The following is a 21,711-nucleotide window of genomic DNA, read 5'->3' as shown; positions in this document are numbered from 1 at the left end:
TGCAACGTCGGGAGGGGGTCCGTCGATGTTAGCGCTCGTTCACCTGGCTCGTCCTTGTGGCGTTGACCGCAGAATTCGTATGGTCGGGTGATGCCGATCACCGCGCCGACGACGCCGCCCGGTCTGCCCGCCTCCCTCGACTACCCCGAAGTCCCGGTCGGTTCGATCCTGGCGGCGGGTGCCGCGCGCTGGGGCGACCGGACCGCCTTCGCCCACGACGGCCGCAGTCTCACCTTCACCGAGACCTACCGCGCCGCCTGCCGGTTCGCCAACGCGCTGCGCGACCGCGGCATCGGCCGCGGCGACGTCGTCGCCCTGCACCTGCCGAACTGCCTCGCGTTCCCGGTCGCGTACTACGGCACGCTGCTGGCCGGCGCGACCTTCAGCCCGGCGAACCCGCTGCTCCCGCCGGACGACCTCGCCTTCCAGCTCACCGACTGCGAGGCCGCGGCGGTGGTGACGTTCGGCCCGGCCGCGGGCGCCCTGGCCAGCGTCGCCGACCGCATCCCGGCCCGGTTCACCGTCGTCGTGGCCCCCGACGGCGACCTGCCCGAGAGCGCCGTCGAGTTCGAGGCGTTCGGTGCGGGCCAGCCGGAGACGCGCCCGCCGGTGGAGTTCACGCTGACCGAGGACCTGGCCCACCTCGCCTACACCGGCGGTACGACCGGCCGGTCGAAGGGCGTGCGGCTGTCGCACCGCAACGTCGTGGTCAACACGCTGCAGCACGCCTGCTGGAGCTCGGGCTCGGTCCCGGCGCTCGACGAGCACGGCGACGTCACGCTCGACCAGATCGGCAGCGAGGACGAGTGGCCGACCCGCCTGGGCACCGGCGTGGCGATCAACCTGACGCCGTGGTTCCACGCGATGGGCATCATCGGCGGCCTGAACGCGGCGGTGATGGCGGGCACGACGATCGTGCTCCATTCGAGGTTCGACCCGGCGGCGTACGTCGCCGACGCCGAGCGCCTGCGCATCACCGGCATCGGCGGCGCGCCGGCGCTGTTCGCCGCACTCCTCGCGACGCCGTCGTTCCACACGGCCGACCTGTCATCGGTCCGGGCGATCGGTTCGGGCGCGGCGCCGATGAACCACGCGATGATCAACGCTCTGCGTTCGCGCTTCCCGGACGTGGTGGTCAGCGAGGGTTACGGCCTCACCGAGGCGACGATGGGCGCGGTGATCTCGCCGACGTACCGCTCGGGCACCCGCAAGGTCGGCTCGGTGGGCGTCCCGATCTTCGACACGCAGGTCAAGATCGTCCCGGCCGAGGGCGGCGAGGATCCCCTGCCCGCGGGCGAGAAGGGCGAGATCTGCCTGCGCGGCCCCCAGATCATGCTCGGCTACCGCAACCGCCCGGAGGAGACGGCGGCGGCCCTGGTCGACGGCTGGCTCCACACGGGCGACATCGGCATCCTCGACCCGGACGGCTACCTGTCCATAGTGGACCGCAAGAAGGACATGCTGCTGTACAAGGGGTACAACGTGTTCCCCCGCGAGCTGGAGGAGCTCCTGATCACGATGCCGGGCGTGGCGGCGGCCGCGGTGGTCGGCCGCCCGCACCCGGAGGTCGGCGAGCTCCCGGTGGCGTTCGTGGTCCCACGGGGCGCACTGGACGCGGACGAGCTGATGGCCGCGGTGAACGAGAAGGTGCTGCCGTACAAGCGGTTGCGGGAGGTGCACGTGGTCGAGCAGATCCCGGTCTCCGCGGCGGGGAAGGTGCTCAAACGCGAGCTGAGGCAGCAGCTGATCGGCAAGCTCGACGGCTGACCGCCTGCCGGGGCTCGGTCGCGCCGCGGCCGTGCCCCGGCTAGTGGCCGGTCTTCTCGCGCAGGGCCGCGTCCTTCTCCAGGACCAGCTTCTCCAGATCCGCTTGGAACTTCGCCATCTTCGCACGCAGACCCTCGTCCGACGCCGCCAGGATGCGGACCGCCAGCAAGCCCGCGTTGCGTGCGCCGCCCACCGAGACCGTTGCCACCGGGACGCCCGCCGGCATCTGGACTATCGACAGCAGCGAATCCATTCCGTCCAGGTACTTCAGTGGGACCGGGACGCCGATCACCGGGAGCACCGTCGCCGACGCCACCATGCCCGGGAGGTGGGCTGCGCCGCCCGCTCCCGCGATGATCACGCGGAGTCCTCGCGAGGCCGCCGACGTCGCGTAATCCAGCATGCGCTGCGGGGTGCGGTGCGCCGAGTAGACGCCGACCTCGTACTCGACGCCGAACTCGTCCAGCGCCGCGCCGGCCGCCTCCAGCACCGGCCAGTCCGAGTCGCTGCCCATGATCACGCCCACCTGCGGCGCCATACCCGTCACTCCCTAGTGGATCTCGTAGCCGTCGAGCCAGACGGCGTGGGACAGCCAGTGCGCCGACAGCAGCGCGCGGTTGCGCAGGTCCTCCATGCGCTCGCCCGTGAAGTTGACGTGACCGAGCTTCCGGCCCGGCCGCTCCTGCTTGCCGTACAGGTGCACCCGGGCCTCCGGGTACCGCGCGAACAGGTGGTGCAGCCGCTCGTCCGGCCCCATCTCCGGCAGCTCCGACGCGCCCAGCACGTTCGCCATCACGCACGCCGGCGCGATCAGGTCCGTCCGGCCCAGCGGGTAGTCCAGCACCGCCCGCAGGTGCTGCTCGAACTGCGACGTGCGCGCGCCGTCCATCGTCCAGTGGCCGGAGTTGTGCGGGCGCATCGCCAGCTCGTTCACCAGCAGCCCGGTGTCCGTCTCGAACAGCTCCACCGCCAGCAGCCCGGTGACGTCCAGCGTCGACGCGACCCGCAACGCCAGGTCCTGCGCCTCGTGCACGCGCGAGTCGTCGAGCCCCGGCGCCGGCGCCAGGACCTCGGTGTTGATGCCGCCGGTCTGCACCGTCTCGACCACCGGGTACGCCGCGCCCTGGCCGAAGGGCGAGCGGGCGACGAGCGCGGACAGCTCCCGCCGCATCGTCACCTTCTCCTCGACCAGCAGCGCCGTGCCCGCTTCGAGCAGCTCCGGCACGGTCTCGCGCGCGTGCTGCGCGGTGTCCAGCATCCAGACCCCGCGGCCGTCGTACCCGCCGGTCGACGCCTTGAGCACGACCGGCCAGCCGTGCTCGACGCCGAACGTCAGCACGTCGTCCACTGTGGACACCTCGGCGAACGCCGGGCCCGGCACGCCGAGGCCGGCCATCATCTCGCGCATCACCAGCTTGTTCTGCGCGAAACCGAGCGCCGCCGGCGCCGGCCGGATGACGAAACCCTCCATCGCCAGCGTCAGCAGGTGCTCGCCGGGCACGTGCTCGTGGTCGAACGTGAGCACGTCGACCGAGGCCGCGAACTTCCGCAGGGCGTCGAGGTCGGTGTGGTGCCCGAGCGTGACGTCGCCGGCGACGAGCCCGGCGGCCTCGTTCTCGCTCGCGGCGAGCACGCGCAGGGACTGGCCGAGGGAAATCGCCGCCTGGTGGGTCATCCGGGCCAGCTGGCCGCCGCCCACCATGCCCACGACGGGCAGACCGGTGTGTTTGTCCATAGCGCCGATCAGCCTAAACGGTCACCAAGCCGGTTGACCGCCGGACCAGCCGAAGCTCACGCGCCGCCAGCCCGAGGATCCCGGCCGCCGCCGCCAGCACGTAGAGGTTGCCCAGGACCGACCAGCCCAGGCCCCAGCCGAACTCGCGATCGCCGCCGTTGGGCACCAGCATCACGATCTGCGAGCCGAACAGCAGCGCGACGGCCGCCGCGGCCCACCACCGCGCCTTCACCACCAGCAGCGTGATCAAGGGCACGCACCAGACCCAGTGGTGCGACCACGACACCGGCGACAGCAGCAGCCCGTAGAACGCCGTGACGAGCAACGCGCCCGCGTCCTCGCCCCGCCGGTGCAGCCGCACGACGAGCCACACCGCCGGCACGGCGAGCACGGCCGCCACCCCGACCGCCACCGCCAGCGACCAGGGCGCCAGCGAAGAAGCCCGGTTCACCAGCCCGTTGAGCGACTGGTTGAAGATCCAGTGCACCGACCCGACCCGGCTCGGGTCGGTCGCCGAATCCCGCCAGAACCGCGCCGCGTCGACCGGGATGACCGCGAACATCACCGCTTCGAGCGCCACGAACGTGCCCAGGGCCCGCAGCCCGTCCTTCCACCGGCCCGTGAAGAACAGGTGCGGCACGAAGATCAGCGGGGTCAGCTTGATCGCCGCCGCCACGCCGATCAGCACGCCCGCCCAGCGCGACCCGCGCGCGGACAGCACCAGGACGTCCAGCACCACGAACGCCATCAGTATCAAGTTGATCTGGCCCAGGAACAGCGTCTTCCACACCGGCTCCAGGACCAGAGCGATGGCCGTTCCCGCCGGCAGCGCCCACCACCTCCTTCCCAGGAGGGATGCACGCCCCGGCGGCGACGAAACCACCGTGATGACGACGATAAGGGCGACCACCGACAAAACCGCGATCACGCCCCAGACCAGGCCGGACGGCACGAGGGCGAGCGGCAGGAAGAGCGGCGCGGCAGCCGGCGTGTAGGTGAACGGCAGCCGCACCCAGTCCGGCAGCGCGGTCAGCACGTCCCGGGTGTAGAGCGGGTCGCCGTGCACCAGCGTCAACGCCCCCGCGCGGTAGACGGCGCTGTCCGCGCCCAGGTGCCACCCGGCCAGCCAGGCGACCACGCCGAAACCCAGCACCAGCAGCGCGATCCCGCCGGCGGCGAAGCGACCGGCCCGCGCCTCAGACCCCGGCGGGGACGTCGGCATCCGCGGCCGCCTTCTTCCGCGCCCGCCGCTGCAGGCCCCAGCGCAACGCGAGCGCGGCGGCCAGCACGACCGGCATCAGGATGTAGGCGTCCCCCAGCACGTTCTGCCACACCTTCCAGTGCAGCTCGACGTTGCGGCCGTTCGGCAGGATCAGCAGCACGCAGCTGACGAACACGAACGCCACCAGCCCGGTCCCGACCCAGCGCTTCCACGCCGTCTTCGGGGTCGTCTTCGGCAGCCGCGAGACCAGCAGCACGATCAGCGGGATCACCCACACCCAGTGGTGCGTCCACGAGATCGGCGACATCAGCAGCGTCCAGAACGCCGTGACCAGCAGCGCGGCCAGCGCCTGGCCCTTGCGGTGAAACCGCATGAGCAGCCACAGCGCCGGGATGGCGAGCAGGAAGCCGATGCCCATGGCCGCCTTCGACGCCCACGGCGCGAGGTCGGTGGCCCGGTTCATCAGCGCGTTCAGCGACTGGTTGCCCGCCCAGTGCACCGGCCCGATCCGGCCGGTGTCCGGCAGCGTGACGGTCCAGTACTTCGCCGCATCATGCGCGTTGATCAGGAACATCAGGCCCTGGAGCAGCACGAACGTGGCGAGGCCGCGCAGCGCGTCCTTGCGGCGGCCGGTGATGAACAGGTGCCCGAGGAACACCAGCGGCGTCAGCTTGATGGCCGCCGCGACGCCGACCAGGACGCCGCCCCAGCGGCTCCCGCGGGCGCCGATGACCAGCATGTCCAGCAGGATCATGGCCATCAGGACCAGGTTGATCTGGCCGAGGAAGATCGTCCGCCACACCGGCTCGAGGCCGAGGAAGACCAGGAAGAACACGATGGTCGAGCGGGCGGGCGAGGCCCACCAGCGCGGCCCGTCGGCGGCCGGGCGGGGCAGCGCGCCGATCGCGATCCGGATCGACAGGGCCATCGCGCCCAGCGAGATCGCGGTGATCAGGCCCCAGGAGATCTGCGTCGGGAACGCCGCGAGCGGGACGAAGATGAGCGCCGCCGTCGGCGGGTAGGTGAAGGGCAGCAGCGCCCACCACGGCTCGTCGGGCAGCGTGTTGGCGTCGTAGAGCGAGTCGCCGTGCAGCAGGGTCAGCGCGCCGGCGCGGTAGACCGCGCTGTCCACGCCGAGCACCCAGTCGTGCTGCCAGCCGTAGATGCCGTACCCGATCGCGACCAGCGGGATCACCGACAGGATCAGGATCGACCGCGGGCGGACGGAGAGGCGGGCGAGTGACTTCCGCAGGGCCAGCCGGTGCTGGGGTCTGGCCGCGACTTCGCCGTCGACGTCGGTGGATACGGTCCGGGTCACCCCATCAGGAAATCATGACCGGCCCGGTCGTGGTCCGAAGGGTCCGGGCGAAACCGGGCTTTTCCGGCGTTCTACGCGCGCGCGAGGTGCGCCAGCAGGTCGCAGGCCAGTTCGTGGGTGGCCGGCAGGCGGACCGCCGACACGCGCGGCCGGCCGACGTCCGCCAGCTGGTTGTCCACCGACAGCCGCTCGTGCAACGCCCTCCGCAGCGCGACGCCGTGCGAGGCGACCCGCTCGTCCTTGGCAACCAGGGCCGCGACGACGGACGGCCCCAGCGAGGCGACGCTCTGGCCGCTGTCGAACACCGCCCGCAGCGCGTCCGCGACCAGGATCATCCCGGTCAGCCGCGGGAACCCGGCGACGGCGGTGAGGTCGAGCGAGACGACCAGCAGCACGTGGTCGTCGGCGGCGGCCCGCTCACGCGCGGCCGCGGCCTGGTAGACCTCCGCGAGCCGTGTGCGCAGGTAGGCGGCGGACGGCAGGCCGGTCAGCGGGTCGGTGACCTCGGTGTGGACGAGCTGGTCGGTGGCGACGTCCGCCCAGGCCAGCGCGGTGGTCCGGAGGAGCCGGGCCGGTGCGGCGTCGACGTCGGGCGCGACGAACCCGTCGCCGTCGTGGCCGAGGACCGCGTGCAGCGCGGCCAGGTCGGCGAGGGTCTCCGCGAGCCCCGCCCCGGCCGCCGCGCGAGCCCTGGCCAGCCCGGCCAGCGCGGTTTCGGCGGCCTCCACCCGGCCCTTGGCCATCACGGCCGCGCAGACGGCGTCGACCTCGGGCAGCGCCCAGTCGCTGGGGAACCGCCAGCCGGCGGCCAGGCTGGCCGTGCGCCAGCGCGCCCGCAGCGCACGCAGGGACGCATCGCGGTCGGCTTTGGCGGGCGGGGTGTCTCCGGAGCCGGGGCGCGTCGCCGGAACATCCACTGGCACCCGTCCCTTTCATCCGGTTCGCGAGGATCTTGTGCGAAGCTTCACGGTGGGGACGTCCCCTGACGGACACCGTGACGCGTACTGACCACTTTTTGTCTCGCGGCTTTTCCGCGGCGCAACCCGGGGGTGGGTGATTTTGCTCCGCCGTCGGAGTCATCACGCCCACCACGACGTGACCGGCCGGGGAGGGTCAGTCACACTGGTCTCGCGTCCCGGATCCGCCTGTAATGGCAGGTCCTGGCTCTAGCCGACCGAGGAGTGCCGTGTCCACCGTTCCCGCCGATCTCAGCGGAAAGAGTGACGCCGAGCTGATCGCGGAAGTCCGCTCCGGGCAGCTCGCGTCGTACGGGACGCTCTACGAACGGCACACCGGCGCGGCTCACAACCTGGCCCGCCAGCTGGCCCGCTCGAGCTCCGAAGCCGACGACCTCGTGTCCGAGGCGTTCGCCAAGGTGCTCGACACGCTCCGTGGTGGCAAGGGCCCGGACACCGCCTTCCGGGCGTACCTGCTGACCGCGCTGCGTCACACCGCGTACGACCGCACCCGCAAGGAACGGCGGGTCGACCTCAACGAGGACATGACCGAGGTCGGCGGGGCGGCCGCCGAGGCGCTGACCGTGCCGTTCTCCGACACCGCGGTCGCCGGGCTCGAACGGACGATGGCCGCCAAGGCGTTCGCGCGGCTGCCGGAACGCTGGCAGGCGGTGCTCTGGCACACCGAGATCGAGCAGCAGAGCCCGGCCGAGGTCGCGCCGCTGCTGGGGCTGACCGCGAACGGCGTTTCGGCGCTCGCCTACCGCGCCCGCGAGGGGCTCCGCCAGGCGTACCTGCAGGTCCACCTGCAGGAGAACGCCGAGGAACGCTGCCGCGCCTGCGCCGAGCGGCTCGGCGCGTGGACCCGCGACGGCCTGTCGAAACGGGAACGCGCCCAGGTCGAGAGCCACCTCGACGAGTGCGAGAACTGCCGGGCGCTGGCCGCGGAGCTCGCCGACGTCAACGGCGGCCTGCGCGCGATCATCGCCCCGATCGTCCTGGGCGGCGCGGCGCTCGGCTACCTCGCCACCATCGGCGCCGCGAAGGCGAGCGCGGCCACGGCGGCGACCGCGGGCGCCGCGGCCGCCGGAGCCGCGGCCGCCGGCGGCAAGGCCGGTGCGGCCGCGAGTGCCGCCGCCGCGGGGCCCCGCCAGTTCGCCGGGGTCGCCGCTTCGGGTGCCGCGGTCGTCGCGGCCGTCGTCATCGCGCTGGCCGCGGGCGGCGGGACGCAGGACATCCCGGTCGCCGCCCAGGTGCCGCCACCGTCGGCCCAGCCGGCTCAGCCGCCGGCCCCGAAACCGCAGCCGCCGGTCCCGCCCGCGCCGCCGGAGCCACCGGCCCCGCCCGCCACGCCGTCGGTCGAGCCCGCCGCGCCGCCGGTCGTTCCGCTGGCCCCGCCCGCACCGGCTCCGCCTGCGCCGCCTGCCCCGCCGTCGCCCGCGCCGCCGGCTCCGCCCGCCCCGGCCCCGCCGTCGATGTCCGCGACGACCCCGCCGGACGGCGTCGAGCTCAGCCCGGGCACTGCGAAGAACGTGCCGATCACGGTCCGCAACGACGGCGGCAGCCTGTCCGAGCCGGTGGCCGTCGCGCTGAACCTGCCCCCGGGCGTGCACGCCGTCGACACCGGCGGGGGCGGCGCGGCCATGGCGCTCGCGCAGGCCGGCGACCCGATCTCGGTCAACTGCCCCGGCGGCGAAGGCACCGTCACCTGCAAGACCGGCACCGGCCTGCAACCCGGCCAGAGCGCGACGCTCAACTTCCGGCTGCAGGCCGACGACGACGCCGAGGGCGGCACGGTGACCGGCTCGGTCACGGCCGGCGTGCAGATCTCCGTCAGCGTGAGCGTCAAGGTCACCGTGAAGCAGCCGCGGGACGGCGTGGTCCTGGAAGCGCAGGGCGACGGGCTCTCGGCGTTCCCGTGGACCCGCAACCCGCTGGTCTACGTGCGGGTCCGCAACACCGGCGAGACGACGAAGCCGGTCACGGTCACCTTCGACCACCCCCTCTGGCAGTGGTGGAGCCTGCGCGCCTTCCCGTGCACCCCGGACGGCAACGGCGCCAGCTGCACGACGAAGAGCGCGCTGGCGCCGGGCCGGCACGTCAACCTGTGGGTGCGGCTCCGGGGCCGTCCCGAGGGCGGGCGCGTGACGATCACCGCCCAGCTCGGCAAGGCGTCGGCGACGCCGGTCACAGTGGACTTCGGCTGCTTCTTGCGCTGGTGCGACCACCACCACCCGACTCCGACATCGACGCCGTCGACCACGCCGACCAAACCGACCAAACCCACGCCCTCGAAGCCGACCCCGACTCCGCCGGTGACGACGAAGTCCGAGCCGCCGAGCGAGCCGCCGACGTCGACGACCACCACGAGCGCGCCCCCGCGGCCGAGCGGCAAACCGGGCGACCGGCCACCGACCGTCAGCCCCGAAAAAGCTTTCGGCTGGCTGACCGGTTAGCGGCGGAAGTTTCGCGGCTGATCCGGACATTCACGGCGGCCGGACCGCCTGGACCACGGGCCACCGCGGAGTTCTCCTAGACTGCGTGGTGTGACCGTTGTGGAAACCGTGCTCAAGCGCACGCCGGAGCCACTGCGTTCGGTGCTGATCAAGCACCGGGAGCTGCTGAAGTTCGCGATCGTGGGCGGCACGACGTTCCTGGTCGACAACGGGGTCTGGTACGCCCTGAAGCTGACGGTGCTGGAGCCGAAACCGACGACGGCGAAGGCGATCGCGATCATCGTCGCGACCATCGTGTCCTACATCCTCAACCGCGAGTGGTCCTTCCGGACCCGCGGCGGCCGCGAGCGGCACCACGAAGCCGCGTTGTTCTTCGTCATCAGCGGCATCGCGGTGGGGGTCAACCTGATCCCGCTGATCGTGTCGCGGTACGTGCTCGACCTCGAGGTGCCGCACGTGACGTTCCTGGTCCAGGAGATCGCGGACTTCGTGAGCGGCTCGATCATCGGCATGCTGCTGGCGATGTTCTTCCGGTTCTGGGGCTTCAAGAAGTGGGTGTTCCCGGACGAGCTGGGCGAGCGGCGGCGCGACACCGATCAGGTCAGCCGCCTGCCCTGAGAAACTACTTGTCTTCTGACATGTAGTTGTCTACAGTCATCTTCGTCAGTGTTCCTCCGTGAAGACGCCGTCCGGGTTCGGCCGGGCGAGCGGGACGAATCCGAGGTGGTTTCCGAGCGCGAAGAGGTCGCATCCGTTCGCGGATGACGATGGAGCCTTTTCCCGACTCGACGGGACGTGCCTGACGCACGTCCGCCGCATTCGTCCCTTCTCCACGAGGACTTTTCTTGACCACTCTTGCGCCTCCGCGCGCTCGAAAAACGGCTCTCACGGGCCTGTTCCTGTCCGTTTTCCTCGGCATGCTCGACGCCCAGGTCGTCGCCACCGCACTCCCCCGGATCGCCGGCGAGTTCGGCGGGACCGGGGCCTACGCCTGGGTCACCACCGTCTACCTGCTCGCCGGCAGCGCCACCGCGCCGCTGTACGGCAAGCTCGGTGACGTCTTCGGGCGCAAACGCGTGCTCCTGGGCGCCCTCGCCCTCTTCCTGCTCGGTTCGCTCGCCTGCGGCCTGGCGCCGTCGGCCGTGTTCCTGGTCGCGGGGCGGGTCCTGCAGGGCGCCGGCTCCGGCGGCCTCTTCGTCTCCGTCGGCGCTTCGCTCGGCGAAATGTTCACGCCTCGCGAAGGCGCGAAGTACTTCGGGTGGTTCTCGATCTGCTTCGCCGTCTCTTCGCTCGCCGGCCCGGTCGTCGGCGGCCTCCTGACCGGCGTGGCCGGCTGGCGGTCGATCTTCCTGGTGAACCTCCCGCTCGGGCTCGTCGCCCTGGTCTGCCTCATGACTCTCGACCTGCCGAGAAGGCGAAGGGAAGCGCCGTTCGACTTCGCCGGCGTGGTCCTGCTCGGCGTCGCGATCACCGGCTTCACCCTGCTGACGCCGTGGTCGGCGGCCCTCGGCGCGGCTTCGGCCGTCGCGTTCGTCTTCGTCGAACGCCGAGCCGAAGCTCCCGTGCTGCCGCTGCGGCTCTTCCGCGACCGGACGTTCAGCGTGTCGATCGGGCTCAGCGTGCTCGCCGGGTTCGCGTTCCTCGGCTCGGTGAACTACATCGCGGTCCTGCTGCAGGCCGACGCCGGCCCGGCGGAAGGCGGCCTGCGGCTGGTGCCCATGACGCTCGCCGTGGCGGCCGCCTCCCTCGTCACGAGCAGGGTCATCGCCCGCACCGGCCACTACCGGTGGGCGCCGCGGCTGAGCATGGCCCTCGGCCTGCTCGCGGTGCTCGGCCTGCCGGCCATCCTCGGCTGCCTGGTCGTCTTCGGGGTCGCGGCCGGACTGAACATGCAGGTCCTGGCCATGGCCACGCAGAACACCGCGCCTTCGGCGGACCGCGGCGCGGTCGCCGCCGGGGTCAACCTGGCCCGCGCGCTCGGCTCGGCCCTCGGCCCGGTCGCGCTCGGCGTCGCCTACACCGCCGGCACCCACGGCGTGTTCCTCGCCCTGCTGCCCGTGCTCGCCCTCGGGCTCGCCACGGCGCTCGCCCTCCCCCACGTTCCGCTCAACCGCCAGGAGAACCTCCGATGATCTTCGTCCTCGGCGCCACCGGCAAGGTCGGCCGCCACCTCGTCCCCGCCCTCCTCGACGCCGGCGCCGCCGTCCGCGCCCTGACCCGCGACCCGGCGAAGGCCCGCATCGACCCGCGTGCCGAAGTCGTCCGGGGCGACCTCGACACCGCGGACCTGCCCGCCCTCCTGGCCGGCGCGGACCGCGTGTTCGTGCTGACCCAAGGCCACAGCGCCGACCGGGAAGCGGCGGTCGCCCACGCGGCCGCCCGGGCCGGCGTCACCCACCTCGTCAAGCTGTCCACCACGGGTGTCCACTTCGGACAGACCGACCCGATCAGCCGCGCCCACGCCGAAGCCGAGCAGGCGATCCGCACGGCCGGTCCCGAGTGGACGATCCTGCGACCCGGTGCCTTCATGGACAACCGGTTCGCGTGGCTGGGCTCGATCCGCGAGGAGAACGCCGTGTACGTGCCCGAAGGCGACCCGGCGTCCGCGCTGGTGCACGTCCGGGACATCGCCGCGGTCGCGACGCTCGCCCTCACCACGTCCGGTCACGAAGGCGCGACCTACGAGCTCACCGGCGGCGAGGCCCTCACCACCGAAGCGCAGGTCGCCATCCTGTCCGAGGCGATCGGCCGTCCCGTGAAGTACGTCGAAGAGCCGGAAAGCGCGGCCCGCGAGCGCATGATGCGCAAGTACGGCTGGCCCGCCGAAGCCGTCGACGGGTTCTTCGCCCTCAAACGCGAGTCCGCCGCGCACGAGCACGTCGTCTTCGACACCGTCGGACGGGTGCTCGGCCGGCCGCCGCTCACGTTCGCGGCCTGGGCGCAGGAGAACGCGTCCGCGTACCATCACCAGGAGTGACGAGGCGGAGGTGAGGGCCGATGAGCGACCTGCGCGTCCTCGTCGTCGACGACCATCCCCTGTTCCGGATCGGCGTAAGCACGCTGCTCGCCGCCGAACCCGGGATCGAGGTCGTCGGCGAGGCCGCCGGCGGAGCCGACGCCGTCACCTCCGCCGCCGCCCTGCGGCCGGACGTCGTCGTGATGGACCTGCACCTGCCCGACCTGTCCGGGATCCAGGCGACCCGGCGCATCGTGGCGGCGAACCCGGGCACCGGCGTGCTGATGCTGACGATGGCCGACGAAAGCGAGTCGGTCTTCGCGGCGATGCGCGCCGGCGCCCGGGGCTACCTGCTCAAGGACGCGGAACCGGACGAGATCATCCGGGCCGTCCAGGCGGTCGCCCGGCGGGAGGCCATTTTCGGCCCCGACATCGCGAACCGCGTGCTCGCCTTCTTCAACCAGCCGCCGGCCACCGATCCGGTGTTCCCCGAGCTCACCGGGCGCGAGCGCGAGGTGCTCGCGCTGATCGCGGCCGGGCACAGCAACACCGTCATCGCCCGCACGCTGTGCCTGAGCCCGAAGACCGTGCGCAACCACATCTCGAACGTCTTCGCCAAGCTGCACGTCGCCGACCGGGCCGAGGCGATCGTCCGGGCGCGGGACGCCGGGCTCGGCCGGTCCTGACACCCTGACGGCCCGGGCAACTTCGGGACGCCGGTCCCATGCGCCCGGGACACCCTGGCGGGCAGGCTGGGCAGCTTGCACCGTTTCGAGGGGAAATGGGGAACGATGTTCGAAACCGACCGGACACCGGTGGTCGTCCGCGCCACCGATCCGATCCTGCACAACGGCGCCTGCCTGACCCTGCGTTCGCGTGACGACGTCCGGGTGGTGGACGGGGACCCGGCCGACCCGGCCCAGGTGGCACTGCTGGTCGCCGACCGGCTCGACGAACCGATGACCCAGCTGCTGTCCGCGCTGCACCACCAGGGCTTCACCAAGATCGTGCTGGTCGCGGGCGAGGTCGACGACAACGAGATCCTGGGCGCCGTCGAGCACGGGGTCTGCGCGGTCGCCCGCCGCGCCGACGCCGGGCCGGAGGTGCTCGTCCGGCTGATCAAGGCGGCCGCGGCCGGCGAGGGCGCGCTGCCGCCCGATCTGCTCGGCCGGCTGCTCAACCGGGTTTCGCGGCTGCAGCGCCAGGTGCTCGAGCCGCGCGGGCTGCGCCTCGGCGGCATGAGCGACCGGGAGACGGAGGTGCTCAAGCTCGTCGCGGCCGGGTACTCGACGCAGGAGATCGCCGACGAGCTGTGCTACTCCCAGCGCACCGTCAAGAGCATCCTCCACGACGTGACCAACCGGTTCCAGCTGCGCAACCGGTCGCACGCGGTCGCGTACGCCCTGCGGGAGGGGCTGATCTAACGCGGGACGCGCTCGGCGGGCCAGCGCACTTCGGGGACGTCGGTGGGCCGGGGCACCTTCAGGAAGAGGCTGAACACCGCCGGACGGCGGTTCGACAGTTCGAGGCGGCCGCCGTCCGCCTCGACCAGGGCCCGGGCCAGCGCCAGCCCGACACCCGTCGAGCCGCCGCCGGAGAACCCGCGTTCGAAGATGTGCGGGGCGAGCTCGTCGGGCACGCCGGAGCCGGTGTCGCTGACCTCGATCACCACCGTGCCTTCGGCGTCGCCGCGGCGGGCGATCAGGGTGACCGTGCCCGAGCCGTGCCGCAGCGCGTTGTCGAGCAGGACGCCGATGACCTCGCGGAGCCGGCCGGGCGTGGCCCGGGCCATCAGCCCGTCGGCCACCCGCGTGCGCAGGTTGCGGCCCTCCGAGCGGAGCAGTTCACGCCATTCCTGCGCCATTTCCGGCAGCTGCGTGGGCAGGTCCACCGGTTCCGCGCCGACCTCGCGCGCCGCGCGGGCCGCCGCCAGCAGCTCGTCGAGGGCTTCGGCGAGCCGGTCGGCCTGTTCCTGGGCGGCTTTCGACTCGTCGGCCACCTCGTCGTCCGGGTGCACGGTGAGCGGTTCCAGCCGCAGCTGCAACGCCGTCAGGCGGCTGCGCAGCTGGTGCGAGACGTCCCCGACGAGCTGGCGTTCGCGCTGCACGAGCTGGGCCAGCGCGGTGCCGGACGCGTCCAGTGCTTCGGCGACCATGTCGAGCTCGCCGACGCCGTAGCGGCTCGGGTCGGGCCGGAAGTCGCCGCCGCCGAGCCGGGCCGCGCGCTCGGCGACGTGCCGCAGCGGCTTCGCCAGGCGCCTGGCCGTCGCGATCGCGACCACCGCGCCGGTGCCCACCGACAGCAGCACCAGCAGCACGACGACCAGCGTGACGGTGGTCTGCCGTTCGTGCATCGGGCCGGCCGGGACGGCGATCTCCACCTTGCCGTCGCGGGCCAGGTCGGCCGTCTCGGTGACGGTGTCCGTGCCCGGGCTGCTGCCGTAGCGCTTCTCGGTCTGGCCGCTGGCCCGGACGGTCAGCAGGCCGTTCGCCGGGACCGCCGCGCGCACCTGGTCGAGGTCGATCTCCTGGCCGTTGGCGATCTCGGTGTCGAGGATCGCCGCCGCCGCGCGGGCGTTCTCGGCCAGGGTCTCGCGGTAGCTCGACTCGATCTGCCAGCTGGCCACGATGCCGAGCGGGATGCCCAGCACCGCCGCGGTGACCGCGACGGCCAGCAGGATGGCCAGCAGGATGCGGCGGCGCACGAGCTTATTCGGCGTTGAAGCGGAAGCCGACGCCGCGGACGGTCGCGATCCGCCGCTCGCCGTCGTGTGTCTTGCTGGTGCGGCCGGCGGCTTCGTCGGCGGCGATGGCGAGCTTCCGGCGCAGCCACGACATGTGCATGTCGAGCGTCTTGGACGTCTTCGACTCGAGGTCGTTCCAGACCTCGGCGAGGATCTCGTCGCGGCTGACGACCTGCCCGGCGCGGCTCATCAGCACGCGCAGCAGCTCGAACTCCTTGTTCGCCAGCTGCACCTCGTGGTTGTCCACGGTGACCAGCCGGGCGCCGAGGTCCATCCGCACCCCGCCGGCCTCCAGCACCTCGGGCACCCGGCGGCGCAGCAGGGCGCGGATCCGGGCCAGCAGCTCGGCGAGCCGGAACGGCTTGGCGACGTAGTCGTCGGCGCCCGCGTCCAGGCCGACGACGAAGTCGACCTCGTCGGTGCGGGCGGTGAGCATCAGGACGGGCAGCTCGGTGCCGCCGGCCCGCAGCCGCCGGCAGACCTCCAGGCCGTCCATCCCGGGCAGGCCGAGATCCAGCACGAGCAGGTCGACGCGCTGGGCGGCGGTGGCGTCGAGCACCGAAGGGCCGTCGGTGACGACGTGGATCTCGTATCCCTCGCGTTCGAGGGCGCGGGAGAGCGGTTCGGCGATGGCCGGATCGTCTTCGGCAAGTAGGACCATGCTCACCTGGCCAACTGTACGGCGGACGGGCGTGAAACCATCGTGACCGTGCCTGGCTACGGAGATGATCTGGCTCTCGCCACCCGGCTGGCTGACGCCGCCGACGCAATCACGACGGCGCGGTTCCGCGCCCTGGACCTGGCGGTGGAGCGCAAACCCGACCGCACCCCGGTGACCGACGCCGACACCGCGGTCGAGGACGCCATCCGCGCGCTGCTCGCGGCGGAACGCCCCGAAGACGCCGTGCTGGGCGAGGAACGCGGCGGATCGGCCGCGACCGGCCGCGCCTGGGTGCTCGACCCGATCGACGGCACCAAGAACTTCCTTCGCGGTGTCCCCGTTTGGGCGACCCTCATCGCTCTGGTGGCGGACGGCGACCCCGTCGTCGGCATGATCAGCGCACCGCTGCTGGGCCGCCGCTGGTGGGCGGCCACCGGTTCGGGGGCTTTTTCGAGTGATTCCGCGGGCACCCGGCAGCTGTCGGTTTCGAAGGTTTCGTCCCTTTCGGACGCTTATCTGTCCACAACGGACTTGAACTCGTGGACGAAGTACCACTCGCGCGAGAAGTACCTCGGCCTCGTCGACGCCTGCTGGGAGACCCGCGCCTTCGGCGACTTCTGGCACCACGTGCTGGTGGCCGAGGGCGCCCTGGACGTCGCCGCGGAGTGCATCGTCAACCCGTGGGACGTCGCCGCGGCGCAGGTGATCGTCACCGAGGCCGGCGGCCGGTTCAGCGACCTGGACGGCGTCGCGCGCTACGACAACGGGAGCGCGTTGTCGACCAACGGCCGGCTGCACGACGAGGCACTGGCGATCCTCAAGCGGTAACCGGATGGGCCGCTCGGCGGGAACTTCTTGACCGGTCTGAACCACCGGTGGTTCACTCCCAGTGCTCGCCGGGTCACCCGGTCCGTTGACAACGTTGTCAGCCCGGGTCGCCCGCTCACTCCGGGAGGAAGAGCATGCGCAGAGTCGTCACCGCGGCTTTGATCGTCCCCCTCGTCAGCGCGGTCGCCCCCGCGGCCGCGGACACCGCTGACACCCAGCACCGGGACCTCGCCGCGTACGTCAACCCGTTCGTCGGCGCCAAGGCCGGCGACACCCCCGAGACCAACACCTACGCCGGCGACACGTTCCCCGGCGCCGACGTCCCGTTCGGCATGGTGCAGTGGAGCCCCGACACGCCCCTGCAGCCCAAGCCGCCCGCCGGCCAGGGCCGCTACTACGCCCGCGACCGCGACGGCGGCTACGCCTGGGAGGAGAACCACCTCCGCGGGTTCAGCCTCACCCACTTCAACGGCGCCGGGTGCGGCGGCGCGGCGGGTGACGTGCCGTTCCTGCCCTTCGCCGGGCAGATCTCGACGTCCCCGGCCGTCGACGCGACGAAGTACTTCCCCACCTTCAGCCACGCGAACGAGTCCGCGTCCCCCGGCTACTACAAGGTGACGACGGACTCCGGCATCACCACCGAGCTGACCGCGACCCAGCGCTCCGGCCTGGGGCGTTTCACCTTCCCGAAGGGCTCCCCCGCCACGCTGCTGATCGACGTCGCGCAGTCCGCGATGGGCAGCGACGACGCCTCGGTCACCGTCGACCCGGCCCGGCGGACCGTCGAAGGCTGGGTGTCCAGTGGCCACTTCTGCCGCGGCCCGAACACGTACAAGGTGTACTTCACCGCGTCCTTCGACCAGCCGTTCCGGACGTCCGGGACCTGGCAGAACGCCACCGTGACCCCCGGCGGCACCAGCGCACGCGGCGGCAACCTGAGCAAGACGACGTGGGACAAGCAGGTCGTCACCGCCGACGGCGGCTCCGGCGCCTACCTGACCTTCGACCCGGCGACGCCGGTGCAGGTGCGCGTCGGCCTGTCCTATGTGGACGCCGCAGGGGCCCGGCTGAACCTCGCCGCCGAGCAGCACGGCGCTTCCTTCGACGCCGTCAAGGCCGACGCACGCCGGACCTGGAACGACCGGCTGCGGCAGATCACCGTCGAGGGCGGCACGGACGCGGCGACCAGGACGTTCTACACCGCGCTCTACCACACCCTCATGCAGCCGAACGTCTTCTCCGATGTGGACGGTCGCTACGCGGGCTTCGACAAGGCGATCCACCGCGCGAAGCCCGGCCACGCGCAGTACGCGAACTTCTCCGGCTGGGACACCTACCGCGACGAGGTCCAGCTGCTGTCGCTGCTGGCCCCGCACGAAGCCGCCGACATGGCGCAGTCGATGCTCAACCAGGCCGACCAGGCGGGCGGGATCTGGGACCGCTGGTCGCAGAACAACGACTTCATGGGCGTGATGGGCGGGGATCCGTACCACTCGATCATCGCCAGCACGTACGCCTTCGGCGCCACCGACTTCGATGCCCGCAGCGCGCTGAAGTCCATGGTCAACGGCGCCACCCGCGTCCAGCAGGCGGGCGAGCGCGCGCTCGAACGGCCGGGCCTGTCGGACTACCTGACGCTGGGCTACCACCCCAACAACGTCTCCGACATGCTCGAGGAGACCACCGCGGACTTCGGCATCGCCCAGCTGGCCCAGCGGCTCGGGGACGCGAAGACGCACCAGCAGTTCATGAGCCGCGCGCAGTATTGGGAGAACGTCTACCACCCGGCGACCGGCTACCTGCAGACCCGGATGCGCGACGGCCAGTTCCTTTCGCCGTTCGATCCCGCGCAGTACCAGGAAATGCGCTACCAGGAGGGCAACGCGGCGCAGTACACGTGGATGGTGCCGTACAACGTCCGCGGCCTCTTCGACGCGATGGGCGGCGACGACGCCGTGAAGAAGCGTCTCGACTTCTTCTTCACGAAGCTGAACAGCGACGCCAGCTCGCCGTACGCGTTCATGTCGAACGAGCCGTCGTTCGAGGTGCCGTGGGAGTACGCCTACGCGGGCGCGCCGTCGAAGACGCAGGACATCGTGCGGCGCTCGGCGGAACTGCTGTTCAAGCCGACCGAAGACGGCCTGCCCGGCAACGACGACCTCGGTGCGACGTCGGCCTGGTACGTCTTCGCGGCGCTCGGCATGTACCCGGAGGCGCCGGGACGCGCGGAACTGGTGCTGGCCAGCCCGATGTTCCCGAAGATCACGCTGACGCGGGCGACCGGGCAGCGGATCACGATCACCGCGCCCGGCGCGTCCAGCTCGGTGAAGTACGTGCAGAGCCTCCGGATGAACGGGAAGCCGAGCACGAAACCGTGGCTGCCGGAGTCGTTCGCGGTGAACGGCGGCCGGCTGGACTTCACGCTCGGCGCGTCGCCGACGTCGTGGGGCTCGGGCGCTTCCGACGCCCCGCCGTCGTTCCGCGACGGTGAGGTTCCGGTGCGCGGGCGCGTCGGCCCGGGCCGGGTCGTGGTCGCGCCCGGCTCCGGGACCACGGCCACGGTCATCGCGGAAGGCATCACCGGCGCGGGGACGGTGTCCTGGCAGGCGAACCCGCCGGCCGGGGTCACCGTGACGCCGTTGAGCGGGACGCTCACCGTCGGCGCGCACGGGACCGCCACGCAGCAGGTGACGGTGACCGCGACCCGGTCGGCGGACGCGTACCTGAGCGTGCCGGTGACGTTCAGCGGGCAGCCGGTGCCCGCGTACCTGCCGGTGACGGTCGGGCGGCCGGGGACCCTGCACGCGGCGAACACGAACGTCGGCGTCACGGACGACAAGCTCGTCCAGTACGGCGACTTCGGCGAGACCGACCTCTACCCCGGCGGATTCGCGTTCTCCTACTCGGCACAGGGGTTCGCCTCCCACGGCATCACACCGGGGGCCACGGTGACGGTGAACGGCCAGCAGTTCCGCTGGCCGTCGAGCCCGACGGGGTCACCGGACAACGTCATCGCGGCCGGGCAGACGCTTGCGGTGAACGCCCCACCGCCGGGCGCGACGAAGCTGTCGTTCCTCGGCGCGGCGACCGGCGCGGACGCCCAGGGCACGGTGACCGTCACCTACACCGACGGCTCGACGCAGCAGGCTTCCCTTGGTCTGTCGGAGTGGCTGCTGAAGGGCGGCGCGGAGACACCGCAGTTCGGGAACACGGTCGTCGCATCGGTGCCGTACGTGAACTCGGCGTTCCCGCGGTACATGTTCCGGCTCCAGCGGCCGTACACGTCGTACCTGTTCGCGACGGCCCCGATCGCGCTGGACCCGGCGAAGCAGGTCAAGTCAGTGACTCTGCCCGCGTCGACCGGCGCGGGACAGGCGCACATCTTCACCTACGCGGTGAGCTGACGGGTGGCGGCGGCCGGTCCTTCCCCCCGGCCGCCGCCACGCGCTACCGTGGGTTCGCGGCTGGTTCTTCTCCGTCGACTCCGGGCACGACGCCCGCGAGCCCCTGGGGAAGCCCAGGGGTCGGTCCGGGTCGCAGCAGCGGCCCCCACCCAAGAGGAGAACCGTGTCGCACCGGAAGAAGAGCAAGCGTGGCCGGAAAACACCGGTGGCGGCCCTGGCCGTCACGGATTTTTTCGTCGCCTTGGTCGTGGTCAGCAAGGTGGTGCACCTGCTGAACCAGGCAGGCGTCCTGTAGGTCGCTCCCCGCGACCCCCAGGCTGGTGGAGCGGAACCAGGACGCGTGTGACGGTGCGGCACGAGCCCGGTCGCGACGGCTCCCGCGTCTCCGGACGCGGGAGCCGTTCACTTACCGGGCAGCAGGCCGACGGCGCCGCGGGCGACCTGCGCCCAGGCCAGCCGGCCGAAGAGGTAGTGGCACGCCACCTGTTCGCTGGTGAACCGCGCCCAGTCGTAGCGGTTGCCCTGTTCGCGCCAGAACACCTCCCACGCCTCGTCCTCGCCCTGCATCAGGCACCAGGCGTTGTCGACCTCGGCGCCGAGCGAGACGACCTCCGGCGGCACGCCCAGCACGCCGAGCCACCGCTGGATCGACTGGGTGTTCATCAATCCTCTTCCCACTTGGCCTCGGCGAGGTAGCCGAGGGTCACGAGTTCGTCCGCCGCCAGCAGGGCACGGTACCGGGTGCCGCCGCCGACCTGGCCGAACCAGCCCGCGGTCTCCGACCGCCACATCGGCACCGCCCGCACGACGACGTACCGGCGGTACTCGGCGTCCAGCGTCGCGGGCGGCAGCGAGCGTTCGGCGAACGGTGTGCCGTCCTCGAAGAGCACCCGCCCGTACGCCGGGCCGAAGCGGTCGAGGACCGTGTCGGCCGGGACCATCACCGGCTCGGGGTGGTCCACGCCGCCCTCGGGGAACAGTTCCCCGGGCGGCCACGCGTACTCGGGGCCGAGTTCGCTGTGCCCGACGACGAACCGGCGGATCCACACGGCCTGCGTCGCCCGGGCGTACGGCACGTACCCCTCGGTCAGGTGCCGCGGCACCGGCCGCGACGGCGCGGTCGGCGAGCGGCGGAAGCCCGCGGTGACGTTGGTGAGCGCCTGGTCGTCGAAGATCAGCCGGGCGTCCGGGTGGTCGTTCGGCGCGAAGCCGTCCGGGTCTTCGGGCAGCGGCAGCTGGCGCGCCGGCTTGTCCATCGCCACCGGCAGGTGCCCGATCGGGAACATGTGCACCAGGAACAGCGCGACGATGCTCTCCCGTTCCGTGCGCGGCGAACCGAGCGGCGGCAGCGGCACGGGCGACCCCGGGTTCGGCGGCGGGCCGGCCACCGGCGGCGGCCCCGCGATCGGTGGCGGCAGCGGGGCCGGCGTCGGCGGCGGGGGTGGCGGCGGAGCCGGGGGCAGCGGGAACGGCGGCAGCAGCGGCGACACCGCGTGCGGCCAGGCCGCGGGGTTGCCCGAGGGCGGGGTCGGCGCCTCTTCGAAGACGCCCGAATCCGCCAGGCCGTACCCGGGCAGCTGCACCGGCCCGGTGTCGAGGTCGGCCTCGACCGGTTCGGAGCCCGCCTCGGAAGGCTCGGTCACACCCATCCTCCGGCTCGGTCGG

Annotated in this window: 19 protein-coding genes; 10 read left to right on the top strand and 9 right to left on the bottom strand. The window is 72.2% G+C overall.

The features are described 5' to 3' along the window. Nucleotides 1–90 precede the first annotated feature (90 nt). Nucleotides 91–1,767, top strand: coding sequence for an AMP-binding protein (locus AB0J55_RS31840; RefSeq protein ID WP_364256748.1), 1,677 nt, complete (start codon nucleotides 91–93; stop codon nucleotides 1,765–1,767). 40 nt (nucleotides 1,768–1,807) lie between these two features. Here AB0J55_RS31840 and purE read toward each other — a convergent pair whose 3' ends face one another. The 5 genes from purE to AB0J55_RS31815 all read right to left on the bottom strand — a co-directional run bounded on the left by purE (nucleotide 1,808) and on the right by AB0J55_RS31815 (nucleotide 6,959). After that, nucleotides 1,808–2,305, bottom strand: coding sequence for a 5-(carboxyamino)imidazole ribonucleotide mutase (gene purE, locus AB0J55_RS31835; RefSeq protein WP_364256745.1), 498 nt, complete (start codon nucleotides 2,303–2,305; stop codon nucleotides 1,808–1,810). 12 nt (nucleotides 2,306–2,317) lie between these two features. Then, nucleotides 2,318–3,502 carry a 5-(carboxyamino)imidazole ribonucleotide synthase gene (locus tag AB0J55_RS31830; protein WP_364256742.1) on the bottom strand — a complete coding sequence of 395 codons (1,185 nt, stop codon included), beginning with the start codon at nucleotides 3,500–3,502 and terminating at the stop codon, nucleotides 2,318–2,320. Nucleotides 3,503–3,515: 13 nt separating this feature from the next. Beyond that, a complete protein-coding gene (locus tag AB0J55_RS31825; RefSeq protein ID WP_364256739.1) occupies nucleotides 3,516–4,724 on the bottom strand; it encodes a glycosyltransferase 87 family protein in 1,209 nt (402 codons plus the stop codon). After that, nucleotides 4,699–6,042: a glycosyltransferase 87 family protein gene (locus AB0J55_RS31820; RefSeq protein WP_364256736.1), complete on the bottom strand. Its 1,344-nt coding sequence runs from the start codon at nucleotides 6,040–6,042 to the stop codon at nucleotides 4,699–4,701. Before AB0J55_RS31820 ends, AB0J55_RS31825 begins: the two co-directional genes overlap by 26 nt. 71 nt (nucleotides 6,043–6,113) lie before the next feature. Then, nucleotides 6,114–6,959: a GGDEF domain-containing protein gene (locus AB0J55_RS31815; protein ID WP_364256733.1), complete on the bottom strand. Its 846-nt coding sequence runs from the start codon at nucleotides 6,957–6,959 to the stop codon at nucleotides 6,114–6,116. 269 nt (nucleotides 6,960–7,228) lie between these two features. On the opposite strand from AB0J55_RS31815, the gene AB0J55_RS31810 reads away from it, so the two are divergent. The 6 genes from AB0J55_RS31810 to AB0J55_RS31785 all read left to right on the top strand — a co-directional run bounded on the left by AB0J55_RS31810 (nucleotide 7,229) and on the right by AB0J55_RS31785 (nucleotide 13,834). After that, nucleotides 7,229–9,454: a sigma-70 family RNA polymerase sigma factor gene (locus AB0J55_RS31810; RefSeq protein WP_364256730.1), complete on the top strand. Its 2,226-nt coding sequence runs from the start codon at nucleotides 7,229–7,231 to the stop codon at nucleotides 9,452–9,454. 90 nt (nucleotides 9,455–9,544) lie between these two features. Continuing rightward, entirely contained in the window at nucleotides 9,545–10,072 is a 528-nt protein-coding gene (locus AB0J55_RS31805) for a GtrA family protein (RefSeq protein ID WP_364256727.1), read from the top strand. 227 nt (nucleotides 10,073–10,299) lie between these two features. Next, nucleotides 10,300–11,586, top strand: coding sequence for an MFS transporter (locus AB0J55_RS31800; RefSeq protein ID WP_364256724.1), 1,287 nt, complete (start codon nucleotides 10,300–10,302; stop codon nucleotides 11,584–11,586). Further along, a complete protein-coding gene (locus tag AB0J55_RS31795; RefSeq protein WP_364256721.1) occupies nucleotides 11,583–12,431 on the top strand; it encodes an NAD(P)H-binding protein in 849 nt (282 codons plus the stop codon). Before AB0J55_RS31800 ends, AB0J55_RS31795 begins: the two co-directional genes overlap by 4 nt. A 20-nt stretch (nucleotides 12,432–12,451) precedes the next feature. Next, the gene (locus tag AB0J55_RS31790) at nucleotides 12,452–13,096 is read left to right on the top strand and encodes a response regulator transcription factor (protein ID WP_364256718.1); all 645 of its coding nucleotides are present in this window, start codon (nucleotides 12,452–12,454) and stop codon (nucleotides 13,094–13,096) included. A gap of 105 nt (nucleotides 13,097–13,201) precedes the next feature. Continuing rightward, on the top strand, nucleotides 13,202–13,834 hold the full coding sequence (locus AB0J55_RS31785; RefSeq protein ID WP_364256715.1) for a response regulator transcription factor: 633 nt from the start codon (nucleotides 13,202–13,204) through the stop codon (nucleotides 13,832–13,834). Here the strand turns inward: AB0J55_RS31785 and AB0J55_RS31780 are convergent. Both AB0J55_RS31780 and AB0J55_RS31775 read right to left on the bottom strand, forming a co-directional pair. Beyond that, nucleotides 13,831–15,114 carry an ATP-binding protein gene (locus tag AB0J55_RS31780; protein WP_364256712.1) on the bottom strand — a complete coding sequence of 428 codons (1,284 nt, stop codon included), beginning with the start codon at nucleotides 15,112–15,114 and terminating at the stop codon, nucleotides 13,831–13,833. The genes AB0J55_RS31785 and AB0J55_RS31780 overlap by 4 nt on opposite strands. A 4-nt stretch (nucleotides 15,115–15,118) precedes the next feature. Further along, nucleotides 15,119–15,814 carry a response regulator transcription factor gene (locus AB0J55_RS31775; RefSeq protein ID WP_003105231.1) on the bottom strand — a complete coding sequence of 232 codons (696 nt, stop codon included), beginning with the start codon at nucleotides 15,812–15,814 and terminating at the stop codon, nucleotides 15,119–15,121. A gap of 42 nt (nucleotides 15,815–15,856) precedes the next feature. Between AB0J55_RS31775 and hisN the strand changes: the two genes are divergently transcribed. The 3 genes from hisN to AB0J55_RS31760 all read left to right on the top strand — a co-directional run bounded on the left by hisN (nucleotide 15,857) and on the right by AB0J55_RS31760 (nucleotide 20,341). Next, nucleotides 15,857–16,642, top strand: coding sequence for a histidinol-phosphatase (gene hisN, locus AB0J55_RS31770; RefSeq protein WP_364256709.1), 786 nt, complete (start codon nucleotides 15,857–15,859; stop codon nucleotides 16,640–16,642). Between the two features lie 134 nt (nucleotides 16,643–16,776). Next, nucleotides 16,777–20,046 (top strand): GH92 family glycosyl hydrolase, encoded by a 3,270-nt coding sequence (locus AB0J55_RS31765; RefSeq protein WP_364256707.1) that lies wholly within the window; start codon nucleotides 16,777–16,779, stop codon nucleotides 20,044–20,046. Nucleotides 20,047–20,209: 163 nt separating this feature from the next. Next, complete coding sequence (locus AB0J55_RS31760) at nucleotides 20,210–20,341, top strand: hypothetical protein (protein WP_364256704.1); 132 nt, start codon at nucleotides 20,210–20,212, stop codon at nucleotides 20,339–20,341. A 107-nt stretch (nucleotides 20,342–20,448) separates the two neighbouring features. Here the strand turns inward: AB0J55_RS31760 and AB0J55_RS31755 are convergent, their stop codons facing one another. Together AB0J55_RS31755 and AB0J55_RS31750 are read right to left on the bottom strand one after the other, a co-directional pair. Further along, nucleotides 20,449–20,709: a hypothetical protein gene (locus AB0J55_RS31755; RefSeq protein WP_103353123.1), complete on the bottom strand. Its 261-nt coding sequence runs from the start codon at nucleotides 20,707–20,709 to the stop codon at nucleotides 20,449–20,451. Beyond that, nucleotides 20,709–21,695, bottom strand: a complete 987-nt coding sequence (locus tag AB0J55_RS31750) for a TNT domain-containing protein (protein ID WP_364256701.1) — start codon at nucleotides 21,693–21,695, stop codon at nucleotides 20,709–20,711. Before AB0J55_RS31750 ends, AB0J55_RS31755 begins: the two co-directional genes overlap by 1 nt. Between the last annotated feature and the right edge of the window lie 16 nt (nucleotides 21,696–21,711).

This window comes from Amycolatopsis sp. NPDC049688 (assembly GCF_040674975.1).
In the GTDB taxonomy this organism is placed as follows: Bacteria; Actinomycetota; Actinomycetes; order Mycobacteriales; family Pseudonocardiaceae; genus Amycolatopsis.
This window is presented reverse-complemented; position numbering and strand designations above follow the sequence as displayed.